The sequence below is a fragment of the Aquisediminimonas profunda genome (assembly GCF_019443285.1).
GTDB classification, from domain to species: Bacteria; Pseudomonadota; Alphaproteobacteria; order Sphingomonadales; family Sphingomonadaceae; genus Aquisediminimonas; species Aquisediminimonas profunda.
On record NZ_CP080327.1, the window covers coordinates 2,581,483 to 2,602,068 of the forward strand.

Here is a 20,586-nt window from a genome sequence, read left to right on the forward strand (position 1 = left end):
TGGAGACCGCCCGCCCGTTCACCTGAATTGTCGGGATCAGCGTGCGCTGGATGAATGATAAGACTGAAGTGTGCGAACTTCAAGTTTTCTCGACCGCAGTGCACCAATTCCCTGCGCGGCAGCCACTGATGCAGAGGCTGTGGTGAAGTATGGTATCTTCCCCATCAATGCGGATCGGCGCAGGGATTCGCTGTCCTTCAGCGATTGCCAACCCTCTGTTGTGTTGAAGATCAGATCGATTTCACCGTCCTTGATCTTGTCGACGATATGCGGTCGGCCCTGAGCCACCTTGTTGACGCGCTCCACCGAAATACCTTGCTTGGACAAATAGTCCGCAGTTCCTCCAGTTGCACAGACTGCAAAGCCAAGCTCGACAGCCTGTTTGACCGCGGGCAGGATCACGCTCTTGTCACTGTCTTTGACGGAGACGAACAGCTTTCCTCCATCCGGTAGCATCGTTCCGCCGCCCATTTGCGCCTTGGCAAAAGCCATTGCAAAATCCTGGTCGATGCCCATCACTTCCCCTGTCGACTTCATTTCCGGGGAAAGAACCGGATCGACACCGGGGAAGCGGGCGAAGGGGAATACGGCCTCTTTGACTGCGATATAATCGATATCGAGATTGATCTTCGGCAGGTCCTTCAGCTTCTCGCCTGCCATGACACGGGCTGCGATCTTGGCAATCGGCGCCCCAATGGCCTTCGCCACAAACGGCACAGTGCGCGACGCACGAGGATTGACTTCGATCAGATAGACTTCGCCGTCTTTGATCGCGAACTGAATGTTCATCAGCCCCCGTACCGATAGCGCGCGTGCCAGAGCTTCCGCTTGTGTGCGGATTTCCGCAATAATCTCGGCGGGAAGACTATAGGGCGGCAAGGAGCACGCACTGTCGCCCGAATGGACCCCGGCTTCCTCAATATGCTGCAGGATACCAGCAACAACGACGTCATCGCCATCTGCAATCGCATCAACGTCGACCTCAATCGCATCCCTCAGGTAACGATCGATCAGCACAGGGGATTCCCCGGAAACCAGCACCGCTGTCTGGATATAGTTTTCCAGCTGGGCCTGGGTGTCGACAATCTCCATTGCGCGGCCGCCCAGCACATAGGACGGGCGCATCAGCACGGGATAGCCAATGGACTCGGCTACAGCGATGGCTTCGTCACGGCTGCGCGCAATGCCGTTCTCCGGCTGCTTGAGCCCAAGCTTGTTCACGAGCGCCGCAAACCGTTCACGATCTTCGGCCAGGTCAATGGCATCGGGAGATGTACCGAGAATAGGGATACCAGCCTCTTCCAGCGCCTTGGCAAGGTTGAGCGGTGTCTGCCCGCCAAACTGGACGATCACGCCCTTGAGTTTGCCCTTCTGCTGCTCGACATGGAGGATTTCGAGCACATCCTCCGCCGTCAGCGGCTCGAAATAGAGACGATCAGACGTGTCATAGTCCGTCGACACCGTCTCGGGATTGCAGTTGACCATGATTGTTTCATAGCCAGAGTCAGAAAGCGCAAAGCAGGCGTGGCAGCAGCAATAGTCGAACTCGATCCCCTGCCCGATCCGGTTCGGACCGCCTCCAAGGATGACGATCTTTTCTCGGTCAGTCGGCTGGGCCTCGCACTCGGGCATTCCGAACGAGGGCGCCTCATAAGTTGAATACATGTACGGCGTCTTGGCTTCGAATTCTGCCGCACAGGTATCGATCCGTTTGAAAACGGGCCGCACCCCCAACTTGTGGCGCAATGCTCGCACCTGCGCTTCGGTAACACCACCGGTCATCGCCCGCACAGTCTCTGCGATCAGGCCGGAGCCATGCGCTACTGCACGGCCCATTCCCCCTGGCAAATTCGCTGATTCAAGCGCCAGGAAGGCCAGCCTCTTGTCCGAAAAGCCCATGGCCTTGAGACGGCGCAAGCCTTCGGCATCCTGCGGCAATCCATTGGCGGCAACATTCTTTTCAGCCGCAACGATCTCCGCAATCCGCTCCAGAAACCATGGGTCATATTTCGCAATGGCGTTGATCTCTGCAACGCTCATCCCCTCACGCAGTGCCTGGGCTGCGACGAGAAGCCGATCTGGCGTCGCGCGGGACAGTTCCGCGATCAGATCGTCACGAGATGCGCCCTTGAGTGTGTCGACATAGTTGAATCCCGCCAGCCCTGTTTCAAGGCCGCGGAGCGCCTTTTGCATCGACTCGTGGATATTCCGGCCAATGGCCATAACTTCGCCGACGGATTTCATGGCCGTCGAAAGCAGCGGCTCTGCTCCCTTGAACTTCTCAAAGGCAAAACGGGGGATCTTTGTCACCACATAGTCGATCGTCGGCTCAAAAGACGCAGGCGTGGCGCCCGTGATGTCATTGTCGATCTCGTCGAGCGTGTAGCCCACGGCCAGTTTCGCGGCGACTTTGGCAATCGGAAAGCCCGTGGCCTTCGAAGCGAGTGCAGATGATCGCGATACACGCGGGTTCATCTCGATCACGATCAGGCGGCCATCCTTTGGATTGACTGCGAACTGTACGTTGGAACCCCCTGTTTCAACCCCAATTTCACGCAAGCAAGCGATGCTTGCATTGCGCATGATCTGGTATTCCTTGTCGGTCAGAGTGAGCGCCGGGGCGACCGTGATTGAATCGCCCGTATGCACGCCCATCGGGTCGACATTCTCGATCGAGCAGATGATGATGGCATTGTCGTTCCGGTCCCGGACGACTTCCATTTCATATTCTTTCCAGCCGATCAGCGATTCCTCGATCAGCACCTCGGTTGTCGGCGAAGCATCGAGGCCGCCTGTCACGATCTGGATGAATTCGTCCCGATTATAAGCTACGCCGCCGCCGGTGCCGCCCATTGTGAAGCTTGGCCGGATAATCGCGGGCAAGCCAGTGCGCTCTAAAACTGCCAGCGCATCTTCAACAGAATGTGCGATGCCGGAACGGGCCGATTCAAGGCCAATCTTGTCCATCGCCTCGCGAAACTTCATCCGGTCTTCGGCCTTGTCGATGGCTTCCGCGTCGGCCCCGATCATTTCGACGCCGTATTTTTCCAACGTGCCATCATTGAACAGAGCCAGCGCCGTATTGAGTGCAGTCTGCCCGCCCATTGTGGGCAGAACGGCGTCCGGACGTTCCTTCTCAATGATCCGCGCCACGACACCGGGCGTTATCGGTTCGACATAGGTCGCGTCCGCCAGCTCCGGATCGGTCATGATTGTCGCCGGGTTCGAATTGACCAGAATGATGCGATAGCCCTCTTCCTTGAGAGCTTTCACAGCCTGTGTGCCCGAATAATCGAACTCGCACGCCTGCCCGATCACGATAGGACCCGCGCCGATGATGAGGATGGAGGATATGTCAGTGCGTTTGGGCATTATGAACTCAGCATCCCGACAAATTTTTCAAAAAGATAATGACTGTCCTGCGGCCCCGGTGAGGCCTCTGGGTGATATTGCACACTGAATGCAGGCCGATCCGTCAGCTCGAACCCGCAATTGCTGCCGTCGAACAGGCTGACGTGCGTTGGGCGTGCGTTGCCGGGGAGAGTCTCCGCATCGACCGCAAATCCGTGGTTCATGCTGGTGATCTCGACCGCGCCGTCGGAGAGCCGCTTCACCGGGTGGTTGGCGCCGCGATGCCCCTGGAACATCTTGATCGTGGTGGCGCCGACCGCGAGGCCCAGCATCTGGTGGCCTAGGCAGATGCCGAAGAGCGGCTTCTTTGTTTCGAGCCACTTTTGGATCACCGGTACAGAATACTCTCCGGTCGCGGCAGGGTCTCCGGGGCCGTTAGAGAGGAACAGACCGTCCGGATTGTGCGCCATGATGTCGTCGAAACTGGCAGTCGCCGGAACGACCGTAACCCGCGCGCCCGCATCGATCAGGTTGCGCAGGATATTGCGCTTGATCCCGTAATCGACGGCAACAACCTTCGGCCCTTCGGGATTGGCGCTGTGTGCCGCATAGCCCTGCCCAAGAGTCCAAAGCCCGTCGTCCCAACCATAGGACTGCAGCGTCGTCACGTCCTTGGCAAGATCCATACCTTCAAGGCCCGGCCAGGCCTTTGCCTCGGCAAACAACGCCGGAATATCGAACTTGCCGGACGCAGAATGCGCGATCACTCCGTTCGGGGCCCCTGATAGCCTAATCTTGCGGGTGAGTGCGCGCGTATCAATGCCTGAAAGCCCGATCCGCCCGTTCGCCTTCATCCAGCTGTCGAAATGCTGGGTACTGCGGAAATTGGATGGGTCCGTCACATCCTGGCGGACAATCGCACCAAGGGCATGGGGATTGAGCGCCTCGATATCTTCAGGATTCGTCCCGACATTGCCGATGTGGGGAAATGTGAAGTTGATGATCTGGCCGGCATAGGAGGGATCGGTCATGATCTCCTGATATCCCGTCATCGCCGTGTTGAAGCAGACCTCGCCGACCTTGTGGCCCTCAGCGCCGAAACCCCGCCCCCACACAAGCTCTCCGGATGCCAAAACCAATACCCCCGTCGCTCCTGCAGGCGCGCGCGAAGAGGTGGGGTCGGCCATGATGGGGTCGCTCCGAAACAGGGGTTGTAACAATGTCGTTAAGAGCCGTCCGCTAGAGACGGCAAGCCGCAGCGTCAATCTGTTAAAACTGAAAATCTCGCGCTAAGAGTATTCTTTCCCGATTTTGAGAGACAATATGATTCGCGAGCGTATCCAAGCCGCGCAGGTGGAGGCCATGAAGGCCCGCGACGCGCAGAAAACAGCCACGATCCGTCTGATGATGGCGGCCATCAAGAACCGCGACATTGAGGCACGCACGGGCAAATCGCCTGCTGATGATGACACTCTGGTGGTCGAGGTGCTGCAGAAAATGGTGAAGCAACGCCGCGAATCGATCGAAATGTTCACGCAAGGCGGGCGGCAGGAACTTGCCGACAATGAAGCAGCGGAGGTTGTAGTGATCGAAACCTTCCTGCCGCAGCAATTGAACGAGGCCGAAACATTGGCACTGATCGAGGGAATCAAGGCCGAAGTGGGTGCTGCAAGTGTGAAGGACATGGGCAAGGTCATGGCACTGCTCAAGGAACGGCACGCCAGTGCGCTGGACATGAGCAAGGCAAGCGGGCTGGTCAAGGCCGCGCTGTCCTGAACCCGTGACACTCTCCCCGCAATGGCTTGACGAACTGCGCGCGCGGACCCTGCTGTCCGCGCTTATCGGCCGGACGGTGAAGATCACCAAGGCGGGACGAGAGTTCCGGGCCTGCTGCCCATTCCACAACGAGAAGACACCCAGTTTCTATGTCAACGACGAAAAGGGTTTCTATCATTGCTTTGGCTGTTCAGCACATGGAGATGCCATACGCTGGATGACGGACCAGCGCGGCTTGCCATTCATGGACGCGATCAAGGAACTGGCCCAGGCCGCCGGGATGGAGGTGCCGGCGGCTGACCCGCGTGCTGCCGAACGAGCAGAGCGTGCGAACTCGCTTTATGACGTCATGACCGCAGCCGCGGAATGGTTTTCGCAATCATTACAAGGGATTGAGGGAGCCGAAGCGCGCACCTATCTTGAACGACGGGGGGTGAGGCAAGAGTGGATCACTACCTTCGGCATTGGCTTCGCCCCTGATTCAAAATCGAAGCTGAAGACTGCGCTGAGCCGTTTTGGCGTGGACAAGCTTGTCGAGGCGGGCCTGCTGATTTCGGTCGATGACAAGGAGCCCTATGATCGGTTTCGCGGTCGGATCATGATCCCGATCCGCGATCCGCGCGGACGCGTCATTGCCTTTGGCGGCCGCATTCTCGGCGCGGGCGAGCCCAAATATCTGAACTCACCTGACACGCCGCTGTTTGACAAGGGACGCACGCTTTACAACTTGGATCGCGCTGCGACGGCCTCCCGTAAGACGGGTCGGATCATTGTCGTCGAAGGCTATATGGATGTGATTGCGCTTGCTCAGGCAGGCATTGGCGATGCTGTCGCGCCGCTTGGAACCGCGCTGACCGAGCATCAGATCGAGCGGCTTTGGCGCCTGGCAGATGTTCCGGTCCTGTGTTTTGACGGGGATTCGGCTGGGCAGAAGGCAGGCTTGAGGGCGGCTCTGCGCGCCCTGCCCCACCTTGCGCCGTCCAGGTCCCTCGCCTTTGCCACCCTCCCCAAGGGGCAGGATCCTGATGATGTGGTCAGCAATGGCGGGCCGCGCGCCATGGATGCTCTCCTTGCCCAACCAGAGCCGCTCGTGGACCTGCTCTGGCGATCCGAAGTCGAGGCCGTCCCGCTGCGCACGCCAGAAGATCGGGCAGGGTTGAGGCAGCGGCTGAACAATCACGCCCAGGCGATCGGCCATGGCGATGTTCGTGGGCAATATCTCGCGGAATTTCGATCCCGCTTCGATGCACTCTTCACCTCTCAGCCTTCGCCGCGCAGCCGATCCTTCGCTAATCCGAAATTCCAGCCCGAACGACCACTCAGTAACAAGACGCGCACTATTGGCGGGGGTGGCGTTGCCCCTGTCTTCGCGCGGGCGATCCTTGTCGGGCTCTTGCGTCATCCTGCAATGATCCTGACCTGCGCCGATGCGCTTTCGCTGCTTTTGATCGAGGATCCGGAGCTTGATCAGTTGCGTCTGATTTTGCTTGATGCAGCATATGATGGGGTAATGCTTGATTCTGACGCCCTAGTGCCCATATGCGAATCGGCAGGTTTGGGAGAACTTGTCGCTAGCCTCATGGATTCAAACGGGCTTGCCTTTTCGTTCACGCGGAGGCAGGCCGATTCCGAAATTGCGCGACGCGATCTCGGGATGGCCATTGAGGCTTTGGCAGCTCGCCCGGCTCTTGATGCAGCGTTAGCCGCAGCAACAGCGAGGTTAGCGGAAAAGTGGGACGAAAGCGGCTTTGCCGAGCAGATGAGATTGGTTGAGGCCTTGGGCGATGCAGATCGCCGGCTTGCAGCGCTCGCTCAAGGCGAAGAAGAATAAACAAGGGACGTAACGGTTACATGAGCAAAGAAGCAGAAGCAGCGGAACTCTCGGACAAGCCGGAAAGCGGCGATGCTCCGCTGATCGACCTCAATGAAGCATCGGTCAAGAAGCTGCTCGCACGCGCCAAAAAGCGTGGATACATCACCTATGACGAATTGAATGCCGCTTTGCCGCAGGACGTCATGTCTTCAGACCAGATCGAAGACATAACAGCCGCAATCAATGAAATGGGCGTCAACATCGTCGAAAATGACGAAGCACTTGACGATGGAGAAGAAGCCGAGCCCGAAGAGGAAATCGAAGCTGTCGATCAGACTGATGGGCTTGGTCCAGAATCTGTTGGAGACAAGAAAAAGGAAACGGTCGATCGCACTGACGATCCCGTCCGCATGTACTTGCGCGAAATGGGCGCGGTCGAACTGCTCAGTCGTGAAGGCGAAATAGCGATCGCCAAACGCATCGAGGCCGGTCGAGACACCATGATCCTGGGCCTTTGCGAAAGCCCGATCACGTTCAATGCCATTATCGAATGGTCGACCGCGCTCAACGAAGGCACAATGCAACTGCGCGAAATTCTCGATCTCGATGCAATGCTGTCAAAGGATCCTGCTCCGGAGTCGCTCACCGAAGAAGGCGAAGTCGCAGAAGACGGCGAGATTTCCGAAAAGACGGCGGGCCCTTCCTACAAGGAAGAGGATGATGTTGAGGAAGAAGTTGCTTCCGACGATGAAGACGATGTTGAAGGTTCATTGACGGAGCGTCGTGCGAAGCGGCCGACCGATGATGATGACGAAGACAACACGCTTTCGCTTGCCCAAATGGAAGAGACGCTGAAGCCCGCTGCTCTTGAGAAGTTTGCAGCCATTACGTCTTTGTTCAAGAAATTCTCGAAGGTCCAGGCTGCGCGAATCGAAGCCCTGTCGGTCGGCAACGATTTTCCGAAGTCGGAAGAGAACAAATACCAAAAGTTGCGCGAAGACCTGACCGGACTTGTTGAAAGTGTCCAGTTTCACGGTGCAAAGATCGAATATCTTGTAGACCAGCTCTATGCCTTCAATCGGCGGCTTACAGCGCTTGGTGGACAGATGCTCCGTTTGGCCGAACGCCACAAAGTGCCGCGCAAGAGTTTTCTCGACAGCTATATGGGCCATGAGCTTGACGAGAACTGGCTGGAAAATGCCAAGAAGACCGACAAGAAATGGGCTGCTTTTGCGGAAGCCGAGATCGATGCAGTCGAACGCATTCGTGCTGAGATTGCCGAAATATCGCAGGCAACCGGCATGTCGCTCACCGAGTTCCGACGGATCGTCAATATGGTCCAGAAGGGCGAGCGCGAAGCCCGGATTGCAAAGAAGGAAATGGTAGAAGCCAACCTGCGGCTCGTGATTTCCATTGCTAAAAAGTATACGAACCGCGGCCTACAATTCCTTGATCTTATTCAGGAAGGTAACATTGGCCTGATGAAGGCTGTCGACAAGTTCGAGTATCGTCGCGGCTATAAATTCTCCACCTATGCAACATGGTGGATCAGGCAGGCGATCACCCGCTCGATCGCCGACCAGGCCCGCACGATCCGTATCCCGGTCCATATGATCGAAACGATCAACAAGCTTGTTCGTACAAGCCGCCAGTTCCTTCATGAGTCAGGCCGTGAACCCACGCCTGAAGAAATGGCTGAACGCCTTTCGATGCCACTGGAGAAGGTTCGCAAGGTGATGAAAATCGCCAAGGAGCCAATCAGCCTTGAAACTCCGATCGGCGATGAGGAAGATTCGCATCTGGGCGACTTCATTGAGGACAAGAATGCGGTCATACCAGTTGATGCTGCAATCCAGGCAAATCTGAAGGAAACCGTGACGCGCGTTCTCGCCAGCCTGACGCCGCGGGAAGAGCGGGTGTTGCGCATGCGTTTTGGAATCGGGATGAATACGGACCACACTCTTGAAGAGGTTGGCCAGCAGTTCAGCGTGACGCGCGAACGCATTCGCCAGATCGAAGCAAAAGCACTGCGTAAACTGAAACATCCAAGCCGCAGCCGAAAAATGCGGAGCTTCCTCGACCAATAGAGGTGTTTCCGGGTCAGGGGGATTGAATCAACAACTCCCTAACGCGTTGTAAACCCTGTTTTTACGTGCTTCGTATAGGCGGTATCCCTTAGGCAAGTCTGAGCAGGTGGTCCTGCCCGTTGCCGGTAAGGGAAGTATTATGGCGAGTATCGCACCAAGTCTGCCAGACCAAGGGCCGGGAGCTGACGTATTGTCGCAGCTTGTGGCCGCTGAAGGCACCGGCTCGCATCTTTATGCGGCCAGCGTCGAATTGCTGAGCGGCAAGTTCGCGACTCGCAATCTCGCAGATGCGGTCCACTACCTGAGTACATTGCATGGTCGCAATCCCGGGGTCGTTGATCATGCGGCCTTGCGGACAGCCCATGCAGCGGCACGGCAATGGATGCTCCAGACAATCAACAGCTTTGTCGTCGAACGAAGCTATCTGACGAAATTGGCTGTTGCCGTTGGGCCATTGCCTTCGACACCTGGCCAAGCAGAGAGCGAAAGCGCGGTAATCGGCCAACGCCATGCACTTGAAATGCTGGCGCAATCGGATCGGGATGGTTGCGCGATCGGGGCCGCGATCGGCCTTGTTCTCGATTGGAATGCGATCCGGGGATTGCTCAATGTCGCTGCTGAACGAGTCGGCGTCGAAATGCCTGAGTGCACCCTGCCCTCACCTGCAGCTTGCCACGATCTTGTCGTTGCGTTGTCTGAGACCCCGGGGGTCGAGCGCGCCATGGCATTCGGGTGTGCACAATTGATCGGTCAGCATCGTGGCCTTTGGGACCTGCTGGAAGCGCGCCAACTTGCTCGCGCGGATTATTAAGCCCCTCATCGCCGCAGCGGACTATCGACTTTAAGGCTTGCGCCACCCCAAAAGCCTGCTTATCGCCGGATGTGACTTTACGTTCACGTCAAGAGCAAGGGCTGGCAATGCGTTTTTCAGGCACTCAGGATTATGTAGCAACCGACGATCTCAAGGTAGCGGTGAATGCGGCGATAACGCTTCGCCGGCCATTGCTGGTCAAGGGAGAACCGGGAACAGGCAAGACCGTTCTTGCTGAAGAAATCGCCAAGGCAGTCAATGCGCCGCTGATTTCCTGGAATATCAAGAGCTCGACCAAGGCCCACCAGGGCCTTTATGAATATGACGCAGTCGCCCGCCTGCGCGATGGACAACTCGGCGACGAGCGGGTTCATGACATCAAGAACTACATCAAGAAGGGCAAACTTTGGGAAGCCTTCACTGCTCCAGAACTGCCCGTTCTCCTGATTGATGAAATCGACAAGGCCGACATCGAGTTTCCAAACGATCTCCTGCAGGAACTCGACCGCATGAGCTTCGACGTTTACGAAACGCACGAGACCATCACGGCCAAGGAACGGCCCATCGTCGTCATTACGTCGAACAATGAAAAGGAGCTTCCGGATGCGTTCCTGCGCCGGTGCTTTTTTCACTATATCAAGTTTCCTGACAGAGATACGATGCAAGCCATTGTAGACGTTCACTTTCCGGGGATTCAGAAGATCCTCGTCTCAAAGGCGATGGATGTCTTTTATGAAGTGCGTGAAGTGCCAGGACTTAAGAAAAAGCCTTCGACCAGCGAATTGCTGGATTGGCTGAAGCTCCTCCTCGCCGAAGACATGCCGCTCGACGTCCTCCAGAACCGCGATCCGACAAAGGCAATTCCGCCGCTGCACGGGGCGCTGCTGAAGAACGAGCAGGATGTGATGCTTTTCGAACGCCTTGCCTTCATGGCGCGGCGCCAGCAGGGTTAGTAACTCGCACCATTAAAATCGGGTTTGGATATCAAAAGATGTTCTTCAATTTCCTCGATGAGCTTCGCGCAGCAGGCATACCTGCCAGCCTGAAAGAGCATCTGATCCTGCTCGAAGCGCTGGACAAGGATGTAATCGAGCGGAATCCCGAGGAGTTCTATTATCTCTCGCGCGCGATCTTCGTGAAGGATGAAGGCCTGCTCGACCGATTTGATCAGGTCTTTGGCAAGGTCTTCAAGGGCATCCTGACATCATACGGTGAAAACAAGGCTGACATTCCTGAAGAATGGCTCAAGGCAATTGCCGAGAAATACCTCACGCCTGAGGAAATGGAGGCCATCAAGGCACTCGGTTCCTGGGAAGAGATCATGGAGACGCTCAAGAAGCGTCTTGAGGAGCAGGAAAAGCGCCACCAAGGCGGTAGCAAATGGATCGGCACGGGAGGAACCTCGCCCTACGGTAATTCCGGTTACAATCCCGAAGGCGTCCGCATTGGGGGTGAATCGAAGCACAAGCGTGCCATCAAGGTTTGGGACAAACGCGAGTTTCAAAATCTCGACAACACCAAGGAGCTCGGCACACGCAATATCAAGATCGCGCTTCGCAGGCTCCGGAAATTTGCCCGCGAAGGTGCGCTCGATGAACTCGATATTGGCGGCACGATCGACGGCACGGCCCGCAAGGGTTGGCTTGATATCCAGATGCGTGCCGAACGGCGTAACGCAGTCAAACTGCTCTTGTTTCTTGACATTGGCGGGTCAATGGATCCCCATATCAAGCTTTGCGAAGAACTGTTCAGTGCTGCGACGAGCGAGTTCAAGAACCTTGAATTCTTTTACTTTCACAATTGCCTTTATGAAGGGGTTTGGAAGGATAACCGCAGAAGGTTTTCCGAGCGCACGTCAACATGGGAAGTGCTCCACAAGTTTCCGCACGACTATAAAGCAGTCTTCGTCGGCGATGCTGCAATGAGCCCTTATGAAATCAGTCATCCCGGCGGATCGGTTGAGCACTTCAATGAGGAGGCGGGCGCTGTGTGGATGCATCGCGTGACGACTACATATCCGGCGGCCGTCTGGCTGAACCCGACGCCAGAGCAGCATTGGGGGTATTCGCAATCCACAAAGCTGATCAAGGAACTGATGAACGACCGGATGTACCCGTTGACACTTGCCGGCCTTGATGACGCGATGCGGACATTGACCCGGAAAAGCTGATGCACATCCGCTGCGCAGAAGCCGCGGATGTCTCAGCCATTATTGCAGTCGATCTTTCCGCGGGTTGCCTTTTTGAGGGCACACATATGGCTTGGGCCGTGGGCGAAACCAGTTCGCCTGAGGAACTTAGGGAGCTTATCGCCCAAGAACTGGTCTGGGTCGCAGTGATTGATGGCGAAATTGCCGGCTATATCTGCGGAAATGCGCTGGCGCGCGACTTCCACATCGAAGAGGTTGCAGTTGCAAGCGGGTTTCAGCGTCGGGGGGTCGGAAAAGACCTGATTGCACACATGACAAACATCGCACGTCGCTTGGGTCTTGAAGCTCTGACACTGACGACCGATCGGACCCTGCCCTGGAATGCTCCCTATTATGAGCGGTTGGGCTTTTCGTTCATGGCTGACGGCGACATACCGCCATATCTGCGCAATGCGTTGGCGGAAAAGCCCGACCCGGAACGCCGATGCGCAATGATCAGGCGTATCTAGCCAAACGGATTGTCAATCGAAGGGGGTGGCGTGGAAAACCACTGCGGACCCTCCGCCGTCATGTGGAAACAGTCTTCAAGGCGGATTCCGAACTGCCCTGGAATGTATATGCCGGGTTCATTGGAAAAGCACATGCCGGGCTGCAGCAAAGTCGTCTCGCCATGGACGAGGTTGACGGGTTCATGGCCATCCATCCCAATGCCATGCCCCGTTCGATGCGAGAGGCCTGGCAGCCTGTATCCGGGGCCATAACCAAGTTTCTCATACCAGGCGCGCACCTGGTCATCCACGCTTCCCGCTGGCATACCAAGCTTGGCAGCTTCTAGTGCAATTTGCTGACCACGGTGGACCTGATCCCAGACCAGTCGCTGCGCCTTGCTGGGGCCGCCAAATACCATCGTACGTGAAATATCAGAGGTGTATCCTTGCACCGAACACCCACCATCAATCAGGATAACGTCGCCTTCACGCACGCGCTGGGGCATCCCCGACCCGTGCGGATATGCGCTGGCCTCGCCTATCAAGACCAGGGGAAGGTCGGACTCAGCTCCCATTTCGGTCGTGGCAGCCTGGATCATCTGCCCGACTTCCATCGGTGTCATGCCGATTGCGATACGCGGACCAACATTCCTGAACGCGGCGACCGTGATGTCAGCGGCCAATTGCATCAGCGCAATTTCGGCAGGAGATTTGTGCATGCGACATGCGCGGACAATAGCCGTACCTGATTGCAGCCTTGCCGCAGGCAGAGCACTCTGCAATCCATCCACTACAAAACGTCGAACGGTTTCCTCAATCGCGACAGGAAAGTGATCCAGCTTTCGTTCCCTCAACCACTCGGCAGCCAGGGCGAATGGACTTTCATCCTCGTTCCAGGTCCTGACATCGGCCGTTATGGCAAGGGACTCCCGGATTGAGGGCGCTTCAAAGAACGGAGTTATGACAATGGCGTCGCCATCGGCCGGGATGAGCAGTGCTGTTACACGCTCGCTGCGCCACCATTCGATCCCCGAAAAATAGACGAGACTCGAACCAGGCTCTACCAACAGCGCCCCTAGACCTGCAGTCCTCATGAGACTTTGAACCTTGGTGATCCTGGAGAGACGTTCCTCAACGCTGATTGGCAGAGCTGCCTTGGCGAGATTTGGCAGTGCGTCCTTGGGTTGCGAAAAGGCCCACGCACTTGACGTAGGTCCTGCAACCACGAGCCCAACGAGAGCCGAACCGCCCAAAATGGCCCGGCGCTCGAATCCAATCACGATCGAGGCGCCCAATCAGGCATCTGGACCTGCTTTGAATGACGGCAGTTTTGACAAGTGTTCATGGACTATCAGCCACATTCTATCGGGCTGTTGCTGGTAAACATCAGTGTAGCGCACTTTGATTTTCTTTGGTCCATCCTTGCCATCAATTTCAATTTCAGCAACGCCGGAGCTAATCAGCACATGCTCTCCAAGCGGTTGCAAAACTCGCTCCCCTTTGGAAAATGACCTTCGCTTTTTCGTGATGAGTGACTCAGTCCATTTGGACGCAACCGCCCGATCTCTTGTTGGCATGTCATGCTCAGAATCAAAAAAAACAGCGTCTGGAGTGTAATGTTCCATGATCCGCACAGGATCGCCGGTCAAAAACGCTGCCTCCGTCTTGTCGACTATTTCTGCAGCTTCGGCTTGCGTTGGTTTTGGCAGCGATTTCGGTCCACAGCCTGAGAGAAGGAACAGGCAGGTGATCGACAGTAACATGGTCTTCATGGCTTGCTCCCTGACCGGTAGGTAGAACCATACACGAGCCTTCGACACGACGTGAGGCTAATCCGTTGCCTCATCAACGCAAGGGAATTCGATTTATCGACCGGTCAATATTTAAAAAGTGGAATGCTCTCCTCTTTCCACGCCGTCTCATCGGGCAGAGTCAATGCGTCGAGGTCAGAGGCGGTAGATGCAACGTCATCCACCCATTCGCGCAGCAAAGGGCTGCCGTTGATCACATCGATGGGGAGTTTCCCAAGTTCATACTCATAGGGAAAGTCGCGCCAGAGTTCGTAGTCAGGATACAGTCTTCGGATTGCCTTGAAGGCCAGTGCCTGCACACGCCAAGGGCGAAACACCTCGTGTTTGTAAAGCGGCGCTTCAGCATGAATTTGCAGGCCGTGGCACAATTGGCCGACATGCTTGTGAAAGGTCGGTTCAAACCAGCATTCTCTCAACACGCAACCACCCAGCCATGGCAAAGCGAAAGATTCCATCTCCGCAAGGACAGCACGCGCATCGATGTCTGGCGCCCCGAAAATCTCAAGAGGTCGGGTTGTCCCCCGTCCTTCGGACAGAGTTGTGCCTTCAAGCATCACCGTTCCAGCATATGCCCGCGCCATCCAGAGATTGGGCGCGTTGGGGCTTGGATTGACCCAGACCCGGTCGCCTAACGGCCAGCCGAAGCCAGGCGCTGCACCGGGATCATAGTCTTCCATTGCGATGAGCTGGTAATCGACATCAAGGCCAAGTGTATCAATGAACCAATGGCCTAGCTCCCCAAGGGTCATGCCGTGTCGCATGGGCATTGCGCCCGCTCCAACGAAACTCTCCCAGCCTTGCCTCAGCGTCAGGCCTTCCACCGGCCTACCGGCAGGGTTTGGCCTGTCCAGCACCCAGACCGACTTGCCGTGCGCTGCTGCTGCTTCAAGCATGTACCGCAAGGTCGTGATGAAGGTATAGATCCGGCAACCAAGGTCCTGAAGATCGATCAGGACCGTGTCGAAGCTTGCCATCATCTGCTCAGTTGGCCGTCGGACTTCTCCGTAGAGGCTGAATACCGGAATGCCGTGGATCGGATCATTGAAATCAGGGGATTCGACCATATTGTCCTGCTTGTCGCCCCGCAGCCCATGTTGAGGACCGAAGGCTGCAGAGACATTGACCCCGGCCCCGACAAGTGCATCGAGAGTGTGGGTCAGATTATTTGTGAGTGACGCCGGGTGCGCCAGAAGGGCAACGCGCCGTCCTTCAAGCGGAGCGCGAAGCGTCGGGTCTGCCAACAGGCGGTCTATGCCAAATTTCATCTTGCCTCCGGTGCCGGAAGCGTCAACGCAAAGCAATCCTTGTGATGAAAATCCGGCTTTCCCGCTGGATGCGCCAAGGCCCAATAGGATTTGGTGCCGTCGGTTTCCTCGATTACGGCTGAAAGGCCCAATCTTAAGGTCGCGTCGGGAAAAGGCGCCAAGTCAATATCAGCTTCAATGACATGCCCAAAAGCAAGATTGCCCCTTTCTATGTGGGGCTCCACGCCAAGGTGAAGGTCGCGCATCCCCTCGCGATATCGATCAAATCGATATGCCGCCCATTGGGTTGAGGGTGAAAAATTGAACTCGTAATAGGGCTCGAAATCTTCCATTTGAATAAACAATTCAAAACATGTTGTCTCCCAAAGTCGATCGCAGCGACCTGGCGAGGCCCATTCCGGCAAGTTGAGGTGTTCGGCACCGGAAACTAAAAAGTTAATCAAAAGATCTCCGTCGCGTTCAGAGTAATTCAGCTCGACGCTCACCTCTTTCACCTTGTTGGGAGGAGTCGCAGGATGCGCAAGCAACCGAAAAGTTTCCAAAATCAGGTTCCCATGCTAAGCGCCCGCGCGCCATGACTAACTACAAATCAGACCTCTTAAACACGCTCAGCGCGCGCGGCTACATCCATCAGGTAACGGACGCCGAAGCACTTGATTCTCTCGCATCGCGTCAGGTGGTCCCGGGCTATATTGGCTTTGATGCGACGGCCCCTTCGTTGCACGTGGGATCCATGGTCCAGATCATGATGCTCCGCAGGCTGCAACAGGCTGGTCACAAGCCGATTGTGCTGATGGGTGGCGGAACGACTAAAGTTGGTGATCCGTCAGGTAAGGATGAAAGCCGACGGTTGCTGTCCAGTGATGACATAAATTCCAATATTGCTTCGATCCGCCGCATTTTCGAGCGGTTTCTGACCTTTGGTGACGGCCCAACAGATGCCATCATGGTCGATAATGCAGAATGGCTGGATGCACTTGAGTACATCCCCTTCCTGAGAGAAGTCGGCAAACATTTCACCATCAATCGCATGCTGGCGTTTGACTCAGTGAAGCTCCGCCTTGAGCGTGAGCAGCCTCTTACTTTCCTCGAATTCAACTATATGATCCTGCAGGCATACGACTTTCTGGAACTGTCGCGCCGGGCGGGTTGTCGCCTGCAAATGGGCGGGTCTGATCAATGGGGAAATATCGTCAATGGGATCGAACTTGCCCGCAGGATCGACCAAACAGACGTTTTTGGGCTTACGACACCGCTTATCACGACCGCAGATGGCGGAAAAATGGGCAAGACAATGTCAGGCGCGGTTTGGCTCAACGAAGATGCGTTGCCAAACTATGATTATTGGCAATTCTGGCGGAACACTCAGGATGCCGATGTTGGGCGCTTCCTGAAACTTTTCACAGACCTGCCACTCGCTGAAATTGCGCGCCTTGAAACGCTGCAGGGCGCGGAAATCAACGCTGCAAAGATCGCACTCGCCAATGCGGCGACTGAATTGTGCCGGGGCGCTGACGCGGCGGCAGCGGCAGCCGAAACGGCGCGCAAGACCTTTGAAGAAGGTACCGCTGGAGATGATTTGCCCAGCCTTGCGGTCGGAGCAGATGGCATTTCCCTGGTCGATGCTCTGGCAGGATTAGGGCTGGTCGCTTCAAAGGGAGAGGCAAAGCGCCTCATAAAAGGCGGCGGAGCCAGAATTGACGGCATTCGGAATCTTGATGAAGCGGCGCGCATTGAAATTGGCGAGAATGCGGTCCGCATCTCTGCTGGAAAAAAGCTGCACGGAGTGCTGATTCGATCGTAAGGTTGATCGCGCGTTAAGTGTCTAACTTATCAGCCGCTTAGAGGGATGCGGGCATGGTTCTGACTTCGTCAAGAAAGAGGACCACAGGATGACGACCCCACCCGTTACTATGGCATCGCGAGTTTTTGCCGTGGATCGCCGATCATCGGAGCGCGTTGACGTGGCGCTTTGGGTTCGAATCCGCGTTCAGGGGCAGCCGGAACACCCAGCGCGAATTGCGAACATTTCGCGGACAGGTTTTATGGCCATGACACCCTGCCCCGTTTACGACTACGCGCCAATCCTTATCGAATTGCCGCGAGTCGGTTGGGTGCGCGCCACAACTTTGTGGTCACTCGGCGACAGAATCGGGGGAGAATTCGAACACCCTATCGAAGCAGACGAATTTTCAAAACTGCGGCCATTCTTCATTTGAAAAAGAAGGATGATCGAAAGACGGGAGCCGATCCCGACAGGAACGAGTGAATAACCGAAAGACCAGGCAGCGGGGGAACGCTAACTGGAGAATGACGGGTGCGCACGACGCCAACAATGCCAACTGAAGCGCGTTCACTTGAGCGCAGGGCTTTGCCACGCCACAGCGTCTTGTTTCGAACGGTCCTCATCGACTCTGAAATCGACGGGGAGGCTGCCGAAATTACAAACATTGCGCGATCGGGTTTTCTCGCGCGGACTGGTATTAACCGGGTCAAAGGGAGCGTTGTAAAACTCGATATGCCAGGATTGGGCGAATTGAAGGCGATGGTCGTCTGGTGCGGCAATGGTTTGCTGGGTGCGCACTTTCAGCAGCCCATAGCAGAAGCTGCGTTCACCGAACTTCTGCACGGTTTAGCCTGAACGGATAAGGCCCACTGCGGCGTCGCGCTCAAAAAGATAAAGTGCAAGCCGGGCAGCCTTGCCCCGCTCTCCTTCCAGCCCACCATCACGTTCAACGAGTAGTCTTGCATCATCAGTAGCCGGCTGAATGAGCGCAGATACATGTTCAGGCGTGGCGAGCCGGAACTGCGCTTCGCCCGACTGCCGGACACCAAGTATCTCACCCGCACCACGGAGCTTGAGATCTTCTTCTGCAATGCGAAATCCGTCATTTGTCTCACGCATCAGCGTCAGCCTTGCCCGAGCAGTTTCGCTGAGGGACTCGCCGCGCAAGAGCAGGCAAACAGAATGTTGTGAACCTCTGCCCACACGCCCACGAAGCTGATGCAACTGAGCCAATCCGAAGCGCTCTGCATTTTCGATAATCATGAGCGTCGCATTGGGAACGTCCACTCCGACCTCTATGACTGTCGTTGCCACGAGAATGGCCAGCTCGCCGCTTTGAAAGCGCTGCATCATGGCATCCTTGTCAGGCCCCTTCATGCGGCCATGAACGAGTCCGATCCTGTCACCAAATCTTTGTCTGAGAGATTCAGCACGGGCCTCGGCAGCGGCTCGATCACTTGTTTCATTTTCTTCTACCAGTGGACAAACCCAGTAGCCCTGGCCGCCAGCTGAAATGTGGCGCGCCAAGCCATCGACAACTTCCGCAAGTCGTTCGACGGACATGACGCGAGTGTCAATCGGCTGGCGTCCAGGTGGCATTTCGTCGAGACGGCTTATGTCCATCTCGCCATAATGTGTGAGTGTCAGCGTTCGCGGAATGGGTGTTGCAGTCATGACAAGCAAGTGAGGCGGTGCCTCCGCCTTCTGGGTGAGTAACAGCCTCTGCGCGACCCCGAAACGATGCTGTTCATCAATGACGGCAAGCGCGAGTTTCCTGTATGAAACAGCCTCCTGGAAAATGGCGTGAGTACCAACAAGAATGTGGATCGAGCCATCCGCGAGCCCCATCATGGTCGCTTCGCGGGCGCGTCCCTTGTCTCTCCCGGTCAGAATTGCGACATTGACCGGAAGGCCGGCGAGCTGGGTACGCAGTGTCTCATAATGCTGACGGGCAAGAATTTCCGTTGGAGCAAGCATTGCACCTTGTGCGCCGCATTCCGCTGCAATGAGCAGCGCGTGCAGCGCAACCAGTGTCTTGCCGGACCCAACATCGCCCTGCAGCAGGCGCACCATGGGCGTCTTCTGCGTCATATCACCTTCAATTTCGCTGATGCTCCGCCGCTGTGCAGCGGTCAGCTGATAAGGAAGCTTGAGCATGGCGCGCAGGCTGCCGTCCCCTGCAAGTGCCATCCCCCTCCGCCTGCGCGATGATGCGCGCACAAGCATCAGAGCAAGCTGGTTTGCAAAGAGTTCATCATAGGCAAGTCGATCGCGAGCAGCGGAATCCGCCGGGTCTTGATGGATGGATTTCAACGCCGATAGCCAGCTTTGCCAGCCACGGCTGTCCAAGAAGCTGGACTCAATCCATTCCGGCAGAACCGGTGCTCTCGGCATCGCCTGTGCGACCAATTGCCCCAGCCTGCGAGATGTCAAACCTTCCGATAGCGGATAAATGGCTTCGGTCTCGGGAACTTTGGAGCTCTCTCCAGGCAGAACGATATGATCGGGGTGAATGATTTGCCGTTCCTGCCCGTAGAACTCGAGCTTGCCGGATACCAATCGCTTTTCGCCGAGCGGCAGTTGCTTGCGCGCATAACCACTTCCGCCCCCAAAAAAAGTCAACGTCAGCACATCGCCGTCGCAATCTGTTGCGAGCACCCGAAATGGCCCTCGAGCACCGCCTTGGCGATATTGAAACGGTGTCACTTCAATGCTGATAATCGTGCCGTCTTGCGCCTCATCGAGTCGGGCAACATTGCGTCGCTGGACACTACCGGTGGGCAAATGGAAGAGCAGGTCGATAACACGCGACAAGCCGAGCTTCGCCAACGGTTTGGCGATCGCAGGGCCAATGCCTTTCAGCACTTCGATCTCGGCAAAGAGCGGGTTGAGCAATTCCGGGCGCATGTCTATCAGGTGCCTCCTTAAACCAGCCGGCCACACAGTTCAAAATGTGCGACCGGCCAATTGCTGTTGGACCCGATGGACCGCGACATTCGCCTCAAACGTCTCAAATTCCGTGCGTGGCATCGTGGCACGCGAGAGGCTGACATGATGATCGGCGGCTTTTTCGATGCCCATGCGGCTGCGTGGAGCGATAGCCAGTTGGATTGGTTCGAAGCGCTTCTTGAAGAGCAGGATGTCGACATCATGGCTTGGGGGCTGCGCGCCCTCCCCGTGCCTGAAATTTGGCAAGGCGAAATGATGAACGCGTTCCAGCGGCTGGATTTCATTGCACCGGCTATCTGA

The 20,586-nt window shown here is 56.4% G+C and carries 18 protein-coding genes; 11 read left to right on the forward strand and 7 right to left on the reverse strand.

Translation table 11 applies throughout. From position 1 onward, the window contains the following. Positions 1-36 precede the first annotated feature (36 nt). Positions 37-3,372: a carbamoyl-phosphate synthase large subunit gene (gene carB, locus K0O24_RS12825; RefSeq protein ID WP_219893120.1), complete on the reverse strand. Its 3,336-nt coding sequence runs from the start codon at positions 3,370-3,372 to the stop codon at positions 37-39. Beyond that, complete coding sequence (carA, locus tag K0O24_RS12830) at positions 3,372-4,538, reverse strand: glutamine-hydrolyzing carbamoyl-phosphate synthase small subunit (protein WP_219893121.1); 1,167 nt, start codon at positions 4,536-4,538, stop codon at positions 3,372-3,374. The genes carB and carA overlap by 1 nt, the downstream gene beginning before the upstream one ends. A gap of 136 nt (positions 4,539-4,674) precedes the next feature. Here carA and K0O24_RS12835 point away from each other — a divergent pair, with 136 nt between their 5' ends. From K0O24_RS12835 to K0O24_RS12865, 7 genes are all read left to right on the forward strand, one after another. Further along, entirely contained in the window at positions 4,675-5,127 is a 453-nt protein-coding gene (locus tag K0O24_RS12835; RefSeq protein ID WP_219893122.1) for a GatB/YqeY domain-containing protein, read from the forward strand. A gap of 4 nt (positions 5,128-5,131) precedes the next feature. Further along, positions 5,132-6,958 carry a DNA primase gene (gene dnaG, locus K0O24_RS12840; RefSeq protein ID WP_219893123.1) on the forward strand — a complete coding sequence of 609 codons (1,827 nt, stop codon included), beginning with the start codon at positions 5,132-5,134 and terminating at the stop codon, positions 6,956-6,958. A 20-nt stretch (positions 6,959-6,978) separates the two neighbouring features. Continuing rightward, complete coding sequence (gene rpoD, locus K0O24_RS12845; protein ID WP_219893124.1) at positions 6,979-9,027, forward strand: RNA polymerase sigma factor RpoD; 2,049 nt, start codon at positions 6,979-6,981, stop codon at positions 9,025-9,027. 139 nt (positions 9,028-9,166) lie between these two features. Further along, positions 9,167-9,838, forward strand: coding sequence for a DUF6975 family protein (locus tag K0O24_RS12850; RefSeq protein WP_219893125.1), 672 nt, complete (start codon positions 9,167-9,169; stop codon positions 9,836-9,838). Between the two features lie 107 nt (positions 9,839-9,945). Next, positions 9,946-10,791 (forward strand): AAA family ATPase, encoded by an 846-nt coding sequence (locus K0O24_RS12855; RefSeq protein ID WP_219895626.1) that lies wholly within the window; start codon positions 9,946-9,948, stop codon positions 10,789-10,791. A 38-nt stretch (positions 10,792-10,829) separates the two neighbouring features. Then, complete coding sequence (locus K0O24_RS12860; RefSeq protein ID WP_219893126.1) at positions 10,830-12,008, forward strand: vWA domain-containing protein; 1,179 nt, start codon at positions 10,830-10,832, stop codon at positions 12,006-12,008. Next, positions 12,008-12,496, forward strand: a complete 489-nt coding sequence (locus K0O24_RS12865; RefSeq protein ID WP_219893127.1) for a GNAT family N-acetyltransferase — start codon at positions 12,008-12,010, stop codon at positions 12,494-12,496. Before K0O24_RS12860 ends, K0O24_RS12865 begins: the two co-directional genes overlap by 1 nt. On the opposite strand, the gene K0O24_RS12870 is transcribed toward K0O24_RS12865, so the two are convergent. From K0O24_RS12870 to K0O24_RS12885, 4 genes are all read right to left on the reverse strand, one after another. Beyond that, on the reverse strand, positions 12,493-13,755 hold the full coding sequence (locus tag K0O24_RS12870; protein ID WP_219893128.1) for a M24 family metallopeptidase: 1,263 nt from the start codon (positions 13,753-13,755) through the stop codon (positions 12,493-12,495). The genes K0O24_RS12865 and K0O24_RS12870 overlap by 4 nt on opposite strands. A gap of 15 nt (positions 13,756-13,770) precedes the next feature. Further along, complete coding sequence (locus K0O24_RS12875; protein WP_219893129.1) at positions 13,771-14,247, reverse strand: YybH family protein; 477 nt, start codon at positions 14,245-14,247, stop codon at positions 13,771-13,773. 104 nt (positions 14,248-14,351) lie between these two features. Further along, positions 14,352-15,551, reverse strand: coding sequence for an exo-beta-N-acetylmuramidase NamZ family protein (locus tag K0O24_RS12880; protein WP_219893130.1), 1,200 nt, complete (start codon positions 15,549-15,551; stop codon positions 14,352-14,354). After that, on the reverse strand, positions 15,548-16,036 hold the full coding sequence (locus tag K0O24_RS12885) for a DOMON-like domain-containing protein (protein WP_246611002.1): 489 nt from the start codon (positions 16,034-16,036) through the stop codon (positions 15,548-15,550). Before K0O24_RS12885 ends, K0O24_RS12880 begins: the two co-directional genes overlap by 4 nt. 89 nt (positions 16,037-16,125) lie before the next feature. On the opposite strand from K0O24_RS12885, the gene tyrS reads away from it, so the two are divergent. The 3 genes from tyrS (at position 16,126) to K0O24_RS12900 (ending at position 18,192) form a co-directional block, all read left to right on the forward strand. Beyond that, positions 16,126-17,355, forward strand: coding sequence for a tyrosine--tRNA ligase (gene tyrS, locus K0O24_RS12890; RefSeq protein WP_219893131.1), 1,230 nt, complete (start codon positions 16,126-16,128; stop codon positions 17,353-17,355). A gap of 109 nt (positions 17,356-17,464) precedes the next feature. Next, complete coding sequence (locus K0O24_RS16985; protein ID WP_425514780.1) at positions 17,465-17,770, forward strand: PilZ domain-containing protein; 306 nt, start codon at positions 17,465-17,467, stop codon at positions 17,768-17,770. A gap of 116 nt (positions 17,771-17,886) precedes the next feature. Continuing rightward, complete coding sequence (locus K0O24_RS12900; protein ID WP_219893133.1) at positions 17,887-18,192, forward strand: hypothetical protein; 306 nt, start codon at positions 17,887-17,889, stop codon at positions 18,190-18,192. Here the strand turns inward: K0O24_RS12900 and recG are convergent. Further along, positions 18,184-20,244 carry an ATP-dependent DNA helicase RecG gene (gene recG, locus K0O24_RS12905; protein ID WP_219893134.1) on the reverse strand — a complete coding sequence of 687 codons (2,061 nt, stop codon included), beginning with the start codon at positions 20,242-20,244 and terminating at the stop codon, positions 18,184-18,186. The two genes, K0O24_RS12900 and recG, sit on opposite strands and share 9 nt — an antisense overlap. A gap of 75 nt (positions 20,245-20,319) precedes the next feature. Between recG and K0O24_RS12910 the strand changes: the two genes are divergently transcribed. Beyond that, positions 20,320-20,586, forward strand: coding sequence for an FAD assembly factor SdhE (locus tag K0O24_RS12910; RefSeq protein ID WP_219893135.1), 267 nt, complete (start codon positions 20,320-20,322; stop codon positions 20,584-20,586).